Raw genomic sequence first — 16,632 nt, 5'->3', positions numbered from 1 at the left:
TTGTTTATAAGTAGCTTTGTATTTAGAAGTATCGGAATTTGTTTGAAAGATACCAAAAAAACAGAATAGAAGTAAATTGTATTTCATGGAAATTCTGAAATATTTCTATCAAAATGTTGGTTGCAAAGGTGGTCGTGTGGAGTTATTTTTCTTTGTTTAAATATTCGATTGCTTTGACAAGAACAGGATCCTTATTCTCAATGTAGTCTGAAAGTTTTTTGGTTACCTTAATATCTGGCTGAATTCCAATTCCTACAAACTCTCTACCATCAGGATACGTGTCTTTTTTTGTGCAAACCCTTGCGATTCCACCATTTGGCAAACTAAACATTAGTGGTTGTCCGGTGCTTCCATTGGTTGGATCTCCAATTTTAGTCATGTGCTTTTGATTGTCAGCATAAATTAAAAAATCCTCTGCTGCTGATCCGGTTCCGTGACCAATTAAAATTGCTGTTGGGATAACGATTCTAGTAGTTTTGAGTAAATTTCTATCACCAATACCTAAAGTGTCTGGTTTGTATTCAAAATTGTGGTAATAAGTGTTTTGATTCCAAGCTTTTAAGGTTGGAATGTGCAATCGACTTTGCATTTTTGGGCCATAAAATATGGTGTCATTTGTCAAGTGATGAAGTATAGTTTTTCCAATTCTCGAATTTCCACCTCCATTTTTTCTTAAATCTATAATCAAGGCTTTGGCTTTTTTTAACTCAGGTAAAATTTCGTTAAATCTCAATGAAATTTCCCAATCTGAAAATGAGTTAAGAGCGAGGTAAGCAGTATCATCGAACCATTTTAGATTTAGTAGTTCAGTGGATTCAAATGCTGGATAAACTTCCTCTTCTTTTGTCTTTGAATGTGAAACAGTTAACGATTTGAGTTTTCCATTAGGTAGTTTTAATTCTAACTCATAAGTCTTTCCAACATAACCTTCAAGCATATGCTTAATGGCTAAGTCTTTACGCACATGATCTGTTGAAGAAGAAATGTAAGGCATTACAAACTCATTGACGTATTTTTTGGTTTCTAGCCCATTAACTGATATTATTTCGGTTCCGATAGGAATCTCTTTTTTCTTGCTTTTGTTAACTCTTGTAATTATTGCTTTTTCAGCAATATTTGTTAAGAAAATTCTGTACTCTCCAAAGTTGGTATTGAAAATACTATCTCTAATTTCCTCAGGGAACCAAACATTTGTGTGTCCATCTTTTAGATAAGCGCTAAACTTTTGCAGTAAACGGTAATACTCATAATCGTTTTTGGTTTTTTGTACTTTCCCAATATATTCTTTGTATAATTTGTCCCATTCAGCTTGATTGACTTTATCAAAATAGATAAAGCTATAATTGACTTCTTGCCAGAATTTTGAAAGCCCAAAGATTTTGTCTTCGTTTGACAAGTTATTTGGAATTTGTCCGAAAGTTAGATTCAATGCCAAAAAAAGAAGTGAAAAAGTTATTTTTTTCATTAGATTGTTTTCAATACTAACGTGTATTATTTTGATTTGTTATTAGTTAGGTTATTTGTAATCACCTTATAAGAAACCAACAAGACTAATCACTTAAGTTCTTGACGCAATGTTTTGCCCAATTTTCAATACGGTCACCAAAGCATTCCAATATGGCATCTACACCCATAACAGAACCTTTTGCTAAACGTCCGAGAACAGCGATTGGTGTTCCGAAATTTTCAATTTTTGATTTTACGTAGGCGTTTTCGTCCGTTTCAATACCAAGATCTGAATGGATGGGTTTTACCAAATCATTTTTGAGTAAGTCTGTTACAATATTCGAATTGACCTTAAGCAATTCCGGAGGATCTAAAACGCTATTGATCATAACGGAAACCTCGATTGATTTTTGAGTTTCATTATTTAACAGGAAACCATTTTCTGTTAGTTTGATTTCAGGATCTTTCGTGTAATTTAAATCCAGTATGCCTTCATCAACTAATGCAATCAGTTGCTGCATGCTTTCTATTGGCGGACCGTAAGAAAACCGTTTGCTACGTTCATCAAGAGCAATTACTTTTTTTAACACTTCGTCCTTAAGTTTAGAATAGGAGAAAACCTTATAAAATGTTGGTTGACAATGGCGCCACACTTGCCAGACACAATAATCTAAGCTTGTTTTTTGTGTTCCCAAAGCCATATTGACATAAGATCTCATGAGTTCATAAGTCGGAACACTTTCATCTTGAATTAGCACATCTGAATAGTTATCATGCTTTAAAAAAGAACTTATTTTATGATAGATTTTTTTGCTTTTGAAACTATGATCTATAGCCTTGTCTTTTAAATCACAATAAACTCTTGTAGCGATTTTTGAAACAGGAGAAACCAAGAAATCTAAGTCTTCAACCTTCTTCTCAGATCTTGTAAAGAATGTTAATTCTTTTTCTAAATTTTTGAGTTCAGAATCTGAAGGTTTGTACCAATCATCAATGATTTTGTTCAAAGGCTTGGGAGCAAGTGGTAGGCCATCTAATGAAAAAGGAACAATTTTTAAGTTTTGGTCTTTGCTTGCGCTATATTCAAGTTTTTTGGTTACAGGATTTTTTAATTTAAAATCACCAAAATTATTTTTCACAAGATATCTTATGACATCAATTGATGCTAAACCGAACCCTCTGATGCCAATATTGATATTTTGTTTGTTTTTTAAATCATTAAGTTGCTCAACGGGATAGGCTTCGGAGAAAACAGAGCAATTTTCATTTTTGTTTGCATGCGTAATAAAAGCGTTCAGTTGATCTGAAAGTTCTGTTGGTTGATGACCAATGGTCAAGAGGACTTCATCAAAAGTGTAAACTTGATTCTTGGAAGCAGTCAATTTTAATAGTTTATCCTTAGGTTCAATTGTAGTAATCGTTTGTTGGTGCCTTTTGTAAAGTTGCGTTTTTAACAAACCCTTTTCAAGGGAATTAAATCTTTCATGTAAATACCTTCCCATTTTATTTCTTGGTGGAAATGTATCTGCTTCTTCTTTGTCCAAAGAGAAATTGCACCATTCATGGTATGATGCAAAACTTTCGATGGTTATGTTATGGTATTTAATTTCTGGTCTTTTGGTGATTCCAGAAAGTGCACGTTCTGTAATATTTATCCAATTTGAGTTTGACTGATTCGTGTTCCAGACTTGTCCAGCACCAGGTTGATCATTAGGTTCAAACACCTCAATATGAATTTGTTTGTCATTTTCACAAAGTTCAATCAATAGGTTTTCTAAAGCATATAAACCTCTTGGTCCAAGTCCGATAATTGCAAGTCGTTTCATAGGTTATTAAAGAAACAAAATCTAAATTAAATTAGTGTTTTATTTTTTAAAAAATGAGAAGTACTTTACCCTTTGTTAATGAACTGTCTAAAATAGAAAGCAAAAAAAATCCTATACAATTTTGTATAGGATTATTAATTGTAGCGAGATCGAGATTTGAACTCGAGACCTCCGGGTTATGAATCCGACGCTCTAACCAACTGAGCTACCTCGCCATAAATTCGGCTGCAAATATAAAAACAAAATTTATGGCAACAAACATTAAAAGCCTAAAATATTTTTTTGCACTTTAGTTTTAAACTCTCAATTATTTGTATATATTGAGCAACATAATTACAATACAAATGGACGATAAAGTTAAGTTTGAAATGGAGTTTCCTATACATGCATCTCCTCAACTTTTATTTCAATATATATCAACACCTTCGGGATTATCAGAATGGTTTGCAGATAATGTTAACTCTCGAGGCGAAATGTTTACCTTTATTTGGGATGGTTCCGAAGAAAAGGCCAAATTGCTCAGTAAAAAAAGTGGTGAGCGTATTAAATTTAGATGGCTAAGCGACCATGAGGAAGGCGAATCGTATTATTTTGAAGTCAGAATTCAAGTCGATGAAATCACTAAAGATGTGTCAATCATCGTGACCGATTATGCTGAAGAAGATGAGATAGAGGAAGCTAAAATGCTTTGGGACAATCAAATTTCAGATTTAAAACAAGTTTTAGGCTCGGCATAAGAGCTCTCTATCGTATAAGTTTTATATTTGTCCTGATGTTTAATCAGGACTTTTTTTATGGTAAATCTTAACGGAGAACTCCTTCAAAATTCACAACTTATCACGACTGAGAATAGAGGTTATAAATATGGTGACGCGGTCTTTGAAACCTGTAAGGTCGTACATGGCAAAATACTGTTTTGGGAAGATCATTACTTTAGGTTGATGGCCTCTATGCGAATTATGCGAATGGAAATTCCGATGAGTTTTACGATGGAATTTCTTGAAGCGGAAATCTTAAAAACCCTTGATGCCAACACACTTTTGAATTCGTCTGCAAGGGTTCGGCTTAATGTCGATAGAGGTGAAGGCGGAAAGTATCAACCTCAGCATAATGACATCAGTTATAATATTTCTGCGGAAGCCATCCATTCAGATTTTTACACACTTCCTAATCAAGAAAACTATACCGTCGATCTCTTTAAGGATTTTTTTGTGGCTCCTGGATTACTTTCTACCTTAAAGACCAACAATAAAGCCATTAATGTTTTGGGTAGTATTTATGCCGAAGAAAACGATTGGCAAAACTGTTTACTCCTGAATACTGATAAGCACATGGTTGAAGCCCTTAATGGTAATCTGTTTTTGGTTTTTGGGGAAACCCTAAAGACGCCTCCTTTGGAAGATGGTTGTTTGAAAGGTGTCATGCGAAAACAGCTTATAGAGGTTATTGTAAATTCAGGTGACTATGTGATTGAGGAAACCTCAATTTCACCATTTGAACTTCAAAAAGCTGATGAGATGTTTATCAGTAACGTGATTACAGGTATTCAACCTGTAATGAAATATCGAAAAAAGGAGTATGTAACGACCGTTACAGCAGATATACTGAAACGTCTGAATACGAAACTGCGATTGGCTTAATTATAACTCGGATTTTCTGGTGCGTTAGACCAAAGTAAATAGTTGCCACCCAGTTCTAGCATTTTTTCCTTCCAGAACGATTCACAGCTTTTTTCAATGAGCTGCTCTTTATATACGTTTTCAGAAACAATCCATGAGTTGGAAGACAGTTCGACTTCCAATTGTTGTGAATCCCAACCAGAATACCCTAAAAAGAAACGAATATCAGATTCGGTAAGTTTGTCTTCTTCAAGAAGTTTTAAAACCACATCAAAGTTACCACCCCAAAAAATCCCTAAGGAAATTTCAATGCTATCAGGAATCAATTCAGGCACCTGATGGATGAAATATAGGTTATCTTGTTCAACTGGACCTCCATTGTGAATTTTAAAATCAGAAGTCGTTCCAGGAACCAAATCGCTTAGCGAATAATCTAGAGGCTTGTTAAGAATAAAACCAATAGAACCTTCACTATTGTGATCTGCTAATAGAATGATAGACCTGTTAAAAGACATATCACCAATGATGGATGGTTCGGCAATTAATAAATCACCTTTTTTGGGCTTTATTGTAATCATATCAAATGATTTATGAATTAAATCTAAAACTTATTTTTTTAAAAACCAATTAATAGAAGTAAAAAAGCCTTCCGTTTGGAAGGCTTTTCATATTCTGTAGAGAAAAATCTTAGTTTACCGCATTCGATAAATCAGAACCAGCCTTAAACTTTACTACGTTTTTAGCTTTGATTTGTATAGTTTTTCCTGTTTGAGGGTTTCTTCCTTCTCTTGCAGATCTTCTAGAAACTGACCAAGAACCGAATCCTACTAAAGATACTCTGTTACCTTTTTGTAACGCTCCTTCAATATCAATTAATAAAGAGTCTAATGCTTTTTTAGCAGCTGCTTTAGTGATTCCTGCATTTTCTGCCATTCCATTGATTAAATCTGTTTTGTTCATAAAATTTAATTTTTAAATTATTATTAATTATAAGTGGTTAAACATTTCTGTAAAATCCTCTACAAATTTATATGTAAAATCCACCTATGCAAGTAATAGCAAGGGAAATACGGTTATTTGTTGATAACTTAGCGCATTTGTTAATAAAGAAAGTGCATTTTATCGGATTTTTTATAATATCAATGTACATAAGGGTTTAGAGCACTTTGGCGTTTTTTTCGAAATGGTATCCGTTCATAAGAGATTTTACATCCATTTTTCGTTTTCCTGGAAGTTGTATTTCCTTAATATGTAGGTATCCATTTTTAACGGCAATCTTCATTTCTTTCTCATGAACTACTATAGAACCAATAACTAAATCATGCTTAGCATGCTCCTTTTCAATACCAAAAATTTTAGCAGTCATTGTCTCGTCCCCATTTTGAAGGTAAGTCCAAGCCGAAGGAAACGGATTCAAGCCTCTAATTTTATTGTAAATGTCCTCTAAAGACATTGACCAATCTATTTTACAATTGTCTTTATTGAGTTTGTAAGCTGTCTTTAAATCTTCAGATTTTGGCTGAATGGTAGTTTCGACCTCTCCTTTTTCGATTAGTCTTACGGTTTCTAAAACCAACTTGCTTCCAATAATCATGAGCTTGTCGTGCAAGCTTCCAACAGTTTCCTTAGAATCAATCTCTATAGATTTCTGAAGGATCATGGCTCCAGTGTCAATTTTCTCATCTATAAAGAAAGTGGTCACACCAGTTTTAGTTTCACCATTAATGATCGCCCAATGAATTGGTGCAGCACCTCTGTAATCTGGTAAAAGCGAAGCGTGTAAATTGAAAGTGCCATATTTAGGCATGTTCCAAACGACTTCAGGAAGCATTCTAAAAGCCACGACAACTTGGAGATTGGCCTCTAGTGCTTTTAGTTCATTTACGAACTCATCGGCTTTGAGATTTGTGGGCTGAAGTACATTTAGACCAGCAGAGATGGCGTATTTTTTCACAGCAGATTCCTGAAGTTTGCGTCCGCGACCAGCAGGCTTGTCAGGTGCAGTAATCACACCAACAACATTATAATCGGCTTCAACCAATTCTTTCAATGTGGCCACAGCAAAATCAGGTGTGCCCATGAACACAATTCTTAAGGCGTCTCTTGTCATATTATTTTATAGGTATTAGATGCAGTTGTTGTAATGATTCGGTGTTCTAGTAAAAGTTTTAAGACTTCAAATATATCTTCTTCAGCATACGGAAGTTGTTCAACCAGTTGTCTTGAACTCATATTTTTTATTTTCAATTTCGAAAGGATCTCGGTCTTGATATCTCCTATTTCAACATTATTTCCTTTTTTAGAGGATGTGCATACAGAACAAATTCCGCAAGGTGTATCTGTTTGTTCTCCAAAATAACGCAATAGCTGAATGCTTTTGCAAATAGCGTCTGTGTAGATGTAATCTATAACCGATTGCACTTGTTGTTTTTTGATGTCGTGCTGTTGTTCAACTACCCTCGAAATTCTATTGATGGTCTTATCGTCTTCTCTTGGTTGAAGAAAGACTACTTCCGAATCGGTATTTGAAAATTTAAAATCTACCACGTCATCTTTATGTAATTGTTCAAGAACCCTCACAATTTCCTTTTCAGAAGTTGCCGCTTTCTGTGCTATCAACGACAGGTTAATGGCCAATTGGTGTTCAAAAATACCACCATACGTCCGTAAGATGCTTTTTATAATCGTGTCAAAATTTTGATGTTGTTCCAAATAGGAAAATAAAGCATGATTGCTGATGGTAAATTGTAAAGCTGATTTATAATTGAATTGTTGGTTTAATTTAATGATGCTATTTCGATCTAATATTTGAAGCGCGTTATAGGTTTGTGCCGATTTAAAATCGTAGGCTTTACAAAAGGTGTTAAAGTTGAAATAATGGGTTGTATTTTCACCTTCACCATAGGAAATCTGAAAAAAGTTACAAAGCTTTCTATAGACTACTTTTAGAAAATCTGTTGAAGGCAAAGCCTCAATAAACTGATTTTTGAGTCGTTGTTCATCCGAAGCATTTTTAAGTAAAAAAGCAAACGCAGGTTTATTGTTTCTTCCAGCACGACCGGCTTCCTGATAATAGCTTTCCAAACTTTCTGGCAAATTGATATGAAATACAGTTTTTACATCTGGTTTATCAATTCCCATTCCAAAAGCAGTGGTAGCAACCATAATGTCCTTTTGGTTGTGCATCCATTGGTTCAATCGACTTTGTTTTTCCTTTGTGGGAACCCCTCCATGGAAGAAAGTCGATTGAAACCCTTTTTTTTCAAGATATTGATGAATCTCAATACTTAATTTGCGACTTCTCACATAGATAATTGATGCGCCTTGATGCGCTTTCAAAAGCCGTTCAAGATCATAAAGTTTGTCTTCACTTTCAATAACATTGTAAGAAATATTCGGTCGGCTAAACGAAGCCTTGAAAACTTTTGGCGAGATAAAGTCCAAATTTTTAATGGTGTCTTCAATCACCTCAGGTTTTGCGGTTGCTGTTAGGGCAATCACGTTAACACTTGGTTGTAGTTCCCTCAAAATGGTAATATTCTTGTAAGCTGGCCTGAAATCATTTCCCCATTGACTAATGCAATGTGCTTCGTCAACAGCAATGAGGTTAACATTCATTTGTTGAATGCGTTGCTGAACGATTTTTTGTTGTAAGCGTTCAGGTGACAGGTATAAGAATTTATAGTTGCCGTAAATACAGTTGTCTAACAAAGTGTCTAATTCGTTATAGCTCATACCACTTGGAATGGCTAGCGCTTTGATACCTTTGTCCTTAAGGTTTTTGACCTGGTCTTTCATCAAGGCTACCAAAGGCGAGATAACGATACAGATGCCTTCCTTTATCAGTGCTGGAATTTGAAAGCAAACCGATTTTCCGCCACCTGTGGGTAACAGGACAAAAGTATCCTCATTATCTAAAACGGCATGGATAATCTCTTCCTGAAGCGGTCTAAACGAAGTGTGATTCCAATAACGTTCCAATATGTTAATAGGATGCGACATCGCTAAAGATCTATGGTGTCTAAAATGAAATCTGTACGGTTTTCAATACTTGTAAAAGGAACATCTGTTAACTGGTAACCAAAACGAGCATAGGTGTCTAATAAGGCATCATGGATTTGAACTGCTTGGTCAAAATTCTCATAACGTTCGCTATCGCTTGTATAAATCTCTTGCCAAGGTGCTAACACAAATACTTGATCATATTTATGGTCTTCACAAACTTGGTTAAAATGATCTGGATACGTATTATTGGCGTAATCCATATATGCCACAACGTCAGGTAATCCGCGATCAAGAAATACAATGTCACTTTCGCTAGACATAGCATCATGATATTGTTGGGTTCTGGCTTTAAGTAATAGTTCACTAAATAGCAAAGGTTCGGTCAAGAAGAGCTGTTCTATGCCCTTTTGTCGAGCCTCAAGGGTTACTTGTCTAGAAATTTCCTCAAAGCAATTATAATTGCGTTTAACCAGTTCGTTTATAATGGAAGATTTACCAGTACCTGGTCCACCTGTAATGACGATTTTACGTGTATTCAAATTGGCAAGGTTTTGGTTGTAAAATTAACAATAATAATGCAAAGTAAAATGTATATTTGCCATTGAAGAAAAATGATATGAGTGCACAGAAGAAAACAGAAGAATTTTATAAAAAGCTGAGAGTCCAATTGTATGAAACAGCCAGTTGGCCTTCAGAATATCTCTATAAATTTATTGTTCCAACAGATCCTAAAAAAATAAAGCAAATCGAAGAATTATTTGATAATTTAGGTGCTGTCATCACTACTAAGGAATCTGGAAAAGGGACTTACACAAGCGTGTCTGTAAATTTACAAATGGAAACTCCTGAAGCTGTCATCTTAAAGTATAAAGAAGTTGCCGTTGAGGTTGAAGGTGTAATTTCTCTTTAATTTATAGGTAGCTGACTATTTTTTTGTATTTTGCAAACAGATGCAGAAACACTTCATGCATAAACCATAAATACTACACAATTTAATATTTTGATTGACGATTTAGAATACAATACAGAGCGTGAACAGTTGATTATTCCTGAATATGGAAGACATCTTCAAAAAATGGTGAATTACGCCAAGAGCTTATCAGATAAAGAAGAACGAAATAAAGTAGCCAAATCCATCATTAATGTGATGGGTAACTTGCAGCCACATTTAAGAGATGTTCCTGATTTTCAGCATAAGTTATGGGATCAATTATTTATTATTTCCGATTTTGAATTGGATGTGGATTCCCCATATCCTAAACCTTCCAAAGAAGAATTGTCTGAACGTCCTGAACCTTTAAAATATCCTCAAAATCATCCTAAGTATCGTTTTTACGGTAACAATATCAAGACGATGATTGATGTTGCCAATACTTGGGAAGAGGGAGACATGAAGGAGGCTTTGGTATATACTATTGCCAATCACATGAAGAAGTGTTTTTTGAATTGGAATAAAGATACTGTTGAGGACGATGTTATTTTTAATCATTTATATGAATTGTCTGACGGAAAAATCAATTTGAAGGCGACTGACGAAGATCTTTCAGATTCTTCAAGCTTGATGCGCAATAAAAAACGCTATTCCAAGAAATCACATCATAAAAAGAATTCTAACCGAAGAAAACGCTACTAACCTTAGTTCATGTCAACATTTATTATTGAAGGCGGTCACCAACTCAAAGGAAGCATTCAGCCTCAAGGAGCCAAAAACGAAGCATTACAAATTTTATGTGCTGTTCTTTTAACAGCGGAAGAAATTCAGATAGATAACATCCCAGATATCATCGATGTTAACAAATTGATTGCCTTATTGAAGAAATTAGGCGTTAAGGTTAATAAGCTAGGCAAAGGTTCGTATACCTTTAAAGCAGATGAGGTGAATCTAAAATATCTCGAATCGGCAGAGTTTAAGGAAGATGGAAAAGGGTTACGTGGCTCTATTATGATTGTCGGTCCTTTGTTGGGTCGCTTCGGAAAAGGCTATATTCCAAAGCCTGGAGGTGATAAAATTGGTCGTCGTCGATTGGACACACACTTTGAAGGTTTTATCAATTTAGGCGCTAAATTTCGATATAATAGAGAAGATTATTTCTATGGCGTTGAAGCTGATAAGCTTACTGGAACTAAAATGTTGTTGGATGAAGCTTCGGTAACTGGTACTGCCAATATTGTTATGGCAGCGGTTTTAGCTGAAGGCACAACAACCATCTACAATGCTGCTTGTGAACCTTATTTACAGCAATTATGCAAAATGCTGAATAGAATGGGAGCCAAGATCAGTGGTGTTGGATCTAACCTCTTAACCATTGAAGGTGTTGAAACACTTGGTGGCACAACACATCGTATGCTTCCTGATATGATTGAAATTGGGAGTTGGATTGGTTTGGCTGCAATGACTAAAAGCGAGCTGACCATCACTAACGTAAGTTGGGATGATTTAGGTTTGATACCTAGTGTCTTCCGTAAAATAGGAATCACTATTGAACGTCAAGGTGACGATATCCACATTCCTGCGCATACTGATGGTTATGAAGTTCAAAGTTATATTGATGGATCGATTTTGACCATTTCAGATGCACCTTGGCCTGGATTTACACCTGATTTGTTGAGTATCGTTTTGGTGGTTTTAACCCAAGCTCGAGGTAGTGCTTTAGTGCATCAGAAAATGTTTGAGAGCAGATTGTTCTTTGTTGATAAACTAATCGATATGGGAGCGAAAATCATTCTTTGCGATCCGCATCGTGCTACAGTGATTGGCCACGACTTCAAGTCGCAATTAAAAGCTACGACGATGACCTCACCTGATATTAGAGCAGGAGTTTCCTTGTTGATAGCAGCTTTATCAGCTAAGGGAACGTCAACTATTCACAATATCGAACAAATCGATCGTGGTTACGAAAATATAGACGAGCGTTTACGTGCTATTGGAGCACATATTCAAAGAGTAGAAGGGAACTAATTCTAATTAAGAGCAGTTTTATATACTTTTAGACAGCGTTCGCGAGCCGCTTTATGGTCAACCATTGGTTCAGGGTAGCTGAGTTCTTGGTATTCTGGCACCCATTTTTTGATGTATTTATGGTCTTTGTCAAATTTTTTAATTTGTGTTGTCGGGTTAAAAATTCTGAAATAAGGTGCAGCATCAACTCCAGAACCTGCAACCCATTGCCAGTTTCCAATATTGCTAGCCATTTCGTAGTCGTGCAATTTTTCAGCAAAGTATGCTTCGCCCCAACGCCAATCAATGAGCAAATGTTTACACAAAAAACTGCCTACGAGCATCCGAACACGATTGTGCATAAACCCAGTTTCATTTAATTCTCGCATGCCAGCATCCACAAGCGGATAACCTGTTTTGCCGTCACACCATTTTTTAAATTCATCTTCATTATTTCGCCATTCAATCCTATCGTATTTCGACTTAAAGGATTCGTCTTTGGTGTGTGGAAAATGCCATAATATTTGCATAAAGAATTCTCGCCATATCAATTCTTGCCAGAAGATTTCATTTTCTTCTGCGATGGCTTTTTTAACCATTTTTCGAATACTGACCGTTCCGAAGCGCAAATGTGGACCAAGACGAGATGTTCCGTTCTTAGCTGGGAAATTTCTAGTGGCTTCGTAGTCTTGGATTAATGTTGGTGTAACTGTATATTCTTCAATTTTTTGATTAGAGGTTTCAAATCCAATATCAGAAAGGCTAAGGTTTGGTAAGCGCGAGTGTTCAACCAAATTTTTTAGGTATGAATTCGTATAGTAAATTTCAAGATCATGCGTTTTGAAGGTTTCTTTCCAAGTTTTCATGTATGGTGTGAACACAACGTATGGATCACCATCGTTTTTGACCACCTCACTTTTTTCGAAAATCACTTGGTCCTTAAAGGTTTTAAATTCGATGGACTTAGATTTTAAAAAGTCTTGAATTTCTTTGTCACGATTTCTTGCATAAGGCTCATAATCATGGTTGGTGTATACTGTATCTATTTCATAGTCATTTATAAGTTGTTTATATATTTCCAGTGGCTTTCCGTGGAATATGGCAATACTGCTTCCGTAGTCTTCTTGAAGTGTATTACGCATGGTCTGAAGCGTTTCATAAATGAAGGTCACTCGAGCATCATCTTTTGGTAAGGACTCAAGGATTTCTGAATCAAAGATAAAAATGGGCAGTACAGGTTTCCCACTTTTTAGCGCATGATAAAATCCGATATTGTCATCCAATCGTAGATCACGTCGAAACCAAAATATGTTCAGAGGTTGTGTCATAAAAGGTTGTTCTAATTTAGCTATTGTAGGTTCCGAAGAGTTCTTCCAACTTCGTTTTTCTATAGTTGAAGATTTCCTCTAATTTGGGTTTTACCAAAAATGGATGAACAAGTTGACCAATGATTCCAAAGGGAACTTTATAATCTATGATGTCTTCCATTTCAATACCTCCATCAATAGGTTTAATAAAATGCTTATGATGCCACAAGGCATAAGGACCAAATCGTTGTTCGTCAACAAAATAATGCTTATCTATCACATGTGTTATTTCGGTGACCCATTTGGTTTTAATACCCAAAACAGGTGTCACGATATATTGGATGATTTGACCAGCATACATAGGTCTATCGGCTCCAGACAAGATATGAAATCCCATGTAATCAGGTGTGATGGTTTTTAAATTTTTTGGATCTGAAAGGAAATCCCAAGCCGTTTCCACTGAAATGGGTAAGCATTGGGTTTTATGTAACCTGTAAATTTTCATACGCTAGTTGTAAATATAAATGTAAAGGTTTAGTGAAATGGCGATTAAAAGCCACAAAGCATAAGGAGCAATAAAAAAGGATTTTGATTTTAAATCTTTCCAATAGGTAATCAAAATCAAGTAAACAATACTAGTTAGTAAAATTAAGTTGATAAGACCTATGGTAATCAAATGTTGGTTAAAGAATAGGTAATTCCAACTGATATTCAAAACAAGCTGAACACCATAGATGATAGCTTTTCTTGAGGTCCATTGTTGTTTGTAAAGAAAAGCCATATAAAAGGCAAAGCAAAGCATAACTGTAAACCATGCGGCACCAAAAACCCAACCTTCTGGTGTCCAAGGCGCTTTATTGAGATTGGTATACCATTCTGATTGCGGACCATTATTCATCAACCAAGAACCAATACCCAAAGCACTAAAGTTCAGAATGAGAAATACCAAAAATGCATTAAGGAAAGACTTCATTAAATTTTAAAACTTACAATACCACAATCCATTTCAAATACTTGACCTGAGATGGTATGCGCTTTTTCAGATAGTAGAAAATCGGCCATTTCAGCTACATCATTTGGCTCAAGGAATTTTTTCATTGGATGACGCTGACTGATGTTCTCAACCATTTTTTCGTTTCGCAACAATTTGGAAGCCAAATCTGTATTGGTTACTGTTGGCGCAATGGCATTAATCCTTAAAGTCGTCGCCATTTCAGCACCAAGCGATTTTACCAAACCTTCCACACCAGATTTTGCGGCAGCGATACTGGTATGGAATGGCATTCCTAACTTTGCGGCAACTGTACTAAATAGAACAATTGAAGGTTTGTCACTCTTCTTAAGTATCGGCAAGTATTTTTGAATGCATTTTACGGCACCAATCACATTAATTTCGTAGTCTTCCCTAAACTCCTCAAGGCTAAACCGTTCAATAGGCTTCAAATTGATACTTCCAGGGCAGTAAACGAGTCCATCAGCACTATTTATATCAGGTAAATCCTCTGAAAGCACATAGCAAGACAAATGTTCTAAATTAGTATGGGATTGTTCAGGAGGCGTTCTGCTAATGTTTATGATTTGGTGGCCTTCGTCTAGTAATTTTTTAACTATTGCATTCCCAATTCCTTTACTACCACCAACAATAATGTAAGTTTTCATTTAACTGATTTTGATTCTAAATAGATTCTAATTAGCATTGCTTTAAGGAAATCTTATACCATTAAAGGTTTTCCTTTGAGACGTTTTTCGACTTTTTGCTTAATAGCTGTCAAACGCTTCATGATATCCATGATTTTTTGATCCTTTTTTTGTTTGTAAATAGTATTGAGTTCAAGAATCAATGATTTGGCCTCGCGCGATATTTTTACACGATCACTGGTTGATAATGACTTTCTTTTTCGTTGTTCAAACTCTAAAGCTCTATTTATAACATCCATAATATTAATTGTTTATATAGTTGTGTAATTCATTAATCTTTTGTGAAGAATTAAATCTACCACCATAATAGGTCGTTACAGTAGCAGAGGTATCATCCTTAACGCCTCTTGAGGAGACACACAAATGCTTGGCATCGATAATCACCGCAACATCTTCTGTCTCTAAAATTGATTTAAGTTCTTCTGCGATTTGATTGGTTAAACGTTCTTGCACTTGAGGTCGTTTGGCATAATACTGAACAATTCTATTTAATTTGGATAAGCCAATCACTTTACCCGAAGAAATATAAGCGACGTGTGCCTTACCAATGATAGGAACAAAATGATGCTCGCAGTTGGAGTAGAAGGTGATATTTTTCTCCACCAACATTTGATTGTATTGATATTTATTATCAAACAAAGCGACTTTAGGTTTGTTTTTTGGGTTCAGACCCGAAAAGATTTCATCTATATACATTTTAGCGACGCGTTGAGGTGTTCCCTTGAGGGAATCATCAGTAAGATCTAATCCCATGATATCCATGATTTCCTCAAATAAAATTGCAATACGTTCTTTCTTTTCTTCATCGCTTAATTTAAACGCATCAGATTTCATAGGAGTTTCCAGACCTGTGTAGAGATGTTCATCTCCAATTTCTGAAATTGAGAACCCGTTTAATTTGTGGCCGTTTTGTTTCATTTTTAATTCACTACTCATATGATCTTCTTTTTTATGTGCTGTCTTTAAAATTTAACTTGTAAAGCAAAGCACGTTATCGTTTTGAAATATTGTTATGGGTAATTTGTTTTTGACGTGAACATTTAAATCTACCCTCTCTAAATGTCCTTAATTTTTCATGTTTGGTGGCTCTGCCTTGAACACGCTTTCGCCACATTTTGAAACTTTTGGGCTTCATTTCCTTACGCATCAGTTCGATGACTTCTTGTTCTTTTAAACCGAATTGAAATTCGATTGCTTCAAAGGTGGTGCGATCTTCCCAAGCCATTTCTATAATTCGGTCTATATCTCTAGTGCTAAGTGTTATCATAAACCTTGAAATTCAAAGCGCTTGTCATAATTCACTTTTGCTGAAAACAACTTTTTGATAAAAGCGGCATTTTCTTTAAAAGTTCTATTTTTTTTAAATCGGATAAACTTTCCTTGCGAGTGTATGCTCGTGCCATCTGATTTATAAATAACCAGTTGGTAATAAGGAATAACCCAAGTATAGTTTTTAAGTCCTTTGTTGATATAAATCAGAATGCCATCTGACCGCATTTCGATATTCGCATAATTTATATCTGAAATTTTATTGAGATACTTATTCATATTTGGGCTCACTTGTTCAATAATCATTCGTTTCGATCCAACACCACCCATTTTTAAAGATTCCCAAAAAGAGTAAGGTCTTCCTATTAAATCACGAATTAATTTTTTGTGTTCTTTATTGCTATGTGTCGTATCTAAAATCAAATTTTGCACTTCTGAATTACTCAAATGTACAAAATGTTTAATCTTTTATCATTATAATTAAACAAAAAATTAACATACTATTATTTTAAGCTTGATTAAGG

Annotated in this window: 20 protein-coding genes and 1 tRNA gene; 5 read left to right on the top strand and 16 right to left on the bottom strand. The window is 35.2% G+C overall.

Annotation, left to right across the window (positions count from 1 at the left end; genetic code table 11):
- Positions 1 to 142 precede the first annotated feature (142 nt).
- The 3 genes from AB9K26_RS08120 to AB9K26_RS08110 all read right to left on the bottom strand — a co-directional run bounded on the left by AB9K26_RS08120 (position 143) and on the right by AB9K26_RS08110 (position 3,487).
- Positions 143 to 1,465 carry a S41 family peptidase gene (locus AB9K26_RS08120; RefSeq protein ID WP_369972055.1) on the bottom strand — a complete coding sequence of 441 codons (1,323 nt, stop codon included), beginning with the start codon at positions 1,463 to 1,465 and terminating at the stop codon, positions 143 to 145.
- An 85-nt stretch (positions 1,466 to 1,550) separates the two neighbouring features.
- Positions 1,551 to 3,272 carry an FAD/NAD(P)-binding protein gene (locus tag AB9K26_RS08115; RefSeq protein ID WP_369972054.1) on the bottom strand — a complete coding sequence of 574 codons (1,722 nt, stop codon included), beginning with the start codon at positions 3,270 to 3,272 and terminating at the stop codon, positions 1,551 to 1,553.
- 141 nt (positions 3,273 to 3,413) lie between these two features.
- Positions 3,414 to 3,487 (bottom strand) — tRNA-Met (locus AB9K26_RS08110).
- A 129-nt stretch (positions 3,488 to 3,616) separates the two neighbouring features.
- Between AB9K26_RS08110 and AB9K26_RS08105 the strand changes: the two genes are divergently transcribed.
- Positions 3,617 to 4,009, top strand: coding sequence for an START-like domain-containing protein (locus AB9K26_RS08105; RefSeq protein ID WP_369972053.1), 393 nt, complete (start codon positions 3,617 to 3,619; stop codon positions 4,007 to 4,009).
- Positions 4,010 to 4,066: 57 nt separating this feature from the next.
- Positions 4,067 to 4,912, top strand: a complete 846-nt coding sequence (locus AB9K26_RS08100; protein WP_369972052.1) for an aminotransferase class IV — start codon at positions 4,067 to 4,069, stop codon at positions 4,910 to 4,912.
- On the opposite strand, the gene AB9K26_RS08095 is transcribed toward AB9K26_RS08100, so the two are convergent.
- The 5 genes from AB9K26_RS08095 to AB9K26_RS08075 all read right to left on the bottom strand — a co-directional run bounded on the left by AB9K26_RS08095 (position 4,909) and on the right by AB9K26_RS08075 (position 9,435).
- Positions 4,909 to 5,469, bottom strand: a complete 561-nt coding sequence (locus AB9K26_RS08095) for a YqgE/AlgH family protein (protein WP_369972051.1) — start codon at positions 5,467 to 5,469, stop codon at positions 4,909 to 4,911. The two genes, AB9K26_RS08100 and AB9K26_RS08095, sit on opposite strands and share 4 nt — an antisense overlap.
- Before the next feature lie 109 nt (positions 5,470 to 5,578).
- Positions 5,579 to 5,851 carry an HU family DNA-binding protein gene (locus AB9K26_RS08090; RefSeq protein WP_369972050.1) on the bottom strand — a complete coding sequence of 91 codons (273 nt, stop codon included), beginning with the start codon at positions 5,849 to 5,851 and terminating at the stop codon, positions 5,579 to 5,581.
- A 196-nt stretch (positions 5,852 to 6,047) separates the two neighbouring features.
- Positions 6,048 to 7,001: a methionyl-tRNA formyltransferase gene (gene fmt, locus AB9K26_RS08085; protein WP_369972049.1), complete on the bottom strand. Its 954-nt coding sequence runs from the start codon at positions 6,999 to 7,001 to the stop codon at positions 6,048 to 6,050.
- Positions 6,998 to 8,893, bottom strand: coding sequence for an ATP-dependent DNA helicase RecQ (locus tag AB9K26_RS08080; protein WP_369972048.1), 1,896 nt, complete (start codon positions 8,891 to 8,893; stop codon positions 6,998 to 7,000). Before AB9K26_RS08080 ends, fmt begins: the two co-directional genes overlap by 4 nt.
- Positions 8,894 to 8,895: 2 nt before the next feature.
- Positions 8,896 to 9,435, bottom strand: coding sequence for an AAA family ATPase (locus tag AB9K26_RS08075; protein WP_369972047.1), 540 nt, complete (start codon positions 9,433 to 9,435; stop codon positions 8,896 to 8,898).
- A 77-nt stretch (positions 9,436 to 9,512) separates the two neighbouring features.
- On the opposite strand from AB9K26_RS08075, the gene AB9K26_RS08070 reads away from it, so the two are divergent.
- The 3 genes from AB9K26_RS08070 (at position 9,513) to murA (ending at position 11,855) form a co-directional block, all read left to right on the top strand.
- Complete coding sequence (locus AB9K26_RS08070; protein ID WP_369972046.1) at positions 9,513 to 9,806, top strand: DUF493 domain-containing protein; 294 nt, start codon at positions 9,513 to 9,515, stop codon at positions 9,804 to 9,806.
- A gap of 90 nt (positions 9,807 to 9,896) precedes the next feature.
- A complete protein-coding gene (locus AB9K26_RS08065; protein ID WP_369972045.1) occupies positions 9,897 to 10,529 on the top strand; it encodes a DUF4290 domain-containing protein in 633 nt (210 codons plus the stop codon).
- Positions 10,530 to 10,538: 9 nt separating this feature from the next.
- The gene (gene murA / locus AB9K26_RS08060; RefSeq protein ID WP_369972044.1) at positions 10,539 to 11,855 is read left to right on the top strand and encodes a UDP-N-acetylglucosamine 1-carboxyvinyltransferase; all 1,317 of its coding nucleotides are present in this window, start codon (positions 10,539 to 10,541) and stop codon (positions 11,853 to 11,855) included.
- Positions 11,856 to 11,857: 2 nt separating this feature from the next.
- Here murA and AB9K26_RS08055 read toward each other — a convergent pair whose 3' ends face one another.
- From AB9K26_RS08055 to AB9K26_RS08020, 8 genes are read right to left on the bottom strand one after another with little or no spacing between them, the layout of a single operon-like run.
- A complete protein-coding gene (locus AB9K26_RS08055) occupies positions 11,858 to 13,162 on the bottom strand; it encodes a deoxyribodipyrimidine photo-lyase (RefSeq protein WP_369972043.1) in 1,305 nt (434 codons plus the stop codon).
- 16 nt (positions 13,163 to 13,178) lie between these two features.
- Positions 13,179 to 13,646 carry an SRPBCC family protein gene (locus tag AB9K26_RS08050; RefSeq protein WP_369972042.1) on the bottom strand — a complete coding sequence of 156 codons (468 nt, stop codon included), beginning with the start codon at positions 13,644 to 13,646 and terminating at the stop codon, positions 13,179 to 13,181.
- A gap of 3 nt (positions 13,647 to 13,649) precedes the next feature.
- A complete protein-coding gene (locus AB9K26_RS08045) occupies positions 13,650 to 14,114 on the bottom strand; it encodes a TspO/MBR family protein (protein ID WP_369972041.1) in 465 nt (154 codons plus the stop codon).
- On the bottom strand, positions 14,114 to 14,800 hold the full coding sequence (locus AB9K26_RS08040) for an SDR family NAD(P)-dependent oxidoreductase (protein WP_369972040.1): 687 nt from the start codon (positions 14,798 to 14,800) through the stop codon (positions 14,114 to 14,116). The genes AB9K26_RS08045 and AB9K26_RS08040 overlap by 1 nt, the downstream gene beginning before the upstream one ends.
- Positions 14,801 to 14,853: 53 nt before the next feature.
- Complete coding sequence (locus AB9K26_RS08035; RefSeq protein ID WP_369972039.1) at positions 14,854 to 15,078, bottom strand: hypothetical protein; 225 nt, start codon at positions 15,076 to 15,078, stop codon at positions 14,854 to 14,856.
- A 4-nt stretch (positions 15,079 to 15,082) separates the two neighbouring features.
- On the bottom strand, positions 15,083 to 15,775 hold the full coding sequence (folE, locus tag AB9K26_RS08030) for a GTP cyclohydrolase I FolE (RefSeq protein WP_369972038.1): 693 nt from the start codon (positions 15,773 to 15,775) through the stop codon (positions 15,083 to 15,085).
- A gap of 55 nt (positions 15,776 to 15,830) precedes the next feature.
- Positions 15,831 to 16,106 carry a TIGR03643 family protein gene (locus AB9K26_RS08025; protein ID WP_369972037.1) on the bottom strand — a complete coding sequence of 92 codons (276 nt, stop codon included), beginning with the start codon at positions 16,104 to 16,106 and terminating at the stop codon, positions 15,831 to 15,833.
- Positions 16,103 to 16,555 carry a hypothetical protein gene (locus AB9K26_RS08020; protein ID WP_369972036.1) on the bottom strand — a complete coding sequence of 151 codons (453 nt, stop codon included), beginning with the start codon at positions 16,553 to 16,555 and terminating at the stop codon, positions 16,103 to 16,105. Before AB9K26_RS08020 ends, AB9K26_RS08025 begins: the two co-directional genes overlap by 4 nt.
- Positions 16,556 to 16,632 lie beyond the last annotated feature (77 nt).

It is taken from the genome of Psychroserpens sp. XS_ASV72 (assembly GCF_041224425.1).
GTDB lineage: Bacteria > Bacteroidota > Bacteroidia > Flavobacteriales > Flavobacteriaceae > Psychroserpens.
This window is presented reverse-complemented; position numbering and strand designations above follow the sequence as displayed.

Coding starts and splice junctions, on each gene's coding strand:
- AB9K26_RS08090 (WP_369972050.1), bottom strand. CDS start 5,851: ATGAACAAAACAGATTTAATCAATGGAATGGCAGAAAATGCAGGAATC.
- murA (WP_369972044.1), top strand. CDS start 10,539: ATGTCAACATTTATTATTGAAGGCGGTCACCAACTCAAAGGAAGCATT.
- AB9K26_RS08025 (WP_369972037.1), bottom strand. CDS start 16,106: ATGATAACACTTAGCACTAGAGATATAGACCGAATTATAGAAATGGCT.
- AB9K26_RS08035 (WP_369972039.1), bottom strand. CDS start 15,078: ATGGATGTTATAAATAGAGCTTTAGAGTTTGAACAACGAAAAAGAAAG.
- AB9K26_RS08105 (WP_369972053.1), top strand. CDS start 3,617: ATGGACGATAAAGTTAAGTTTGAAATGGAGTTTCCTATACATGCATCT.
- AB9K26_RS08040 (WP_369972040.1), bottom strand. CDS start 14,800: ATGAAAACTTACATTATTGTTGGTGGTAGTAAAGGAATTGGGAATGCA.
- AB9K26_RS08055 (WP_369972043.1), bottom strand. CDS start 13,162: ATGACACAACCTCTGAACATATTTTGGTTTCGACGTGATCTACGATTG.
- AB9K26_RS08070 (WP_369972046.1), top strand. CDS start 9,513: ATGAGTGCACAGAAGAAAACAGAAGAATTTTATAAAAAGCTGAGAGTC.
- AB9K26_RS08095 (WP_369972051.1), bottom strand. CDS start 5,469: ATGATTACAATAAAGCCCAAAAAAGGTGATTTATTAATTGCCGAACCA.
- folE (WP_369972038.1), bottom strand. CDS start 15,775: ATGAGTAGTGAATTAAAAATGAAACAAAACGGCCACAAATTAAACGGG.
- fmt (WP_369972049.1), bottom strand. CDS start 7,001: ATGACAAGAGACGCCTTAAGAATTGTGTTCATGGGCACACCTGATTTT.
- AB9K26_RS08100 (WP_369972052.1), top strand. CDS start 4,067: ATGGTAAATCTTAACGGAGAACTCCTTCAAAATTCACAACTTATCACG.
- AB9K26_RS08050 (WP_369972042.1), bottom strand. CDS start 13,646: ATGAAAATTTACAGGTTACATAAAACCCAATGCTTACCCATTTCAGTG.
- AB9K26_RS08120 (WP_369972055.1), bottom strand. CDS start 1,465: ATGAAAAAAATAACTTTTTCACTTCTTTTTTTGGCATTGAATCTAACT.
- AB9K26_RS08045 (WP_369972041.1), bottom strand. CDS start 14,114: ATGAAGTCTTTCCTTAATGCATTTTTGGTATTTCTCATTCTGAACTTT.
- AB9K26_RS08115 (WP_369972054.1), bottom strand. CDS start 3,272: ATGAAACGACTTGCAATTATCGGACTTGGACCAAGAGGTTTATATGCT.
- AB9K26_RS08080 (WP_369972048.1), bottom strand. CDS start 8,893: ATGTCGCATCCTATTAACATATTGGAACGTTATTGGAATCACACTTCG.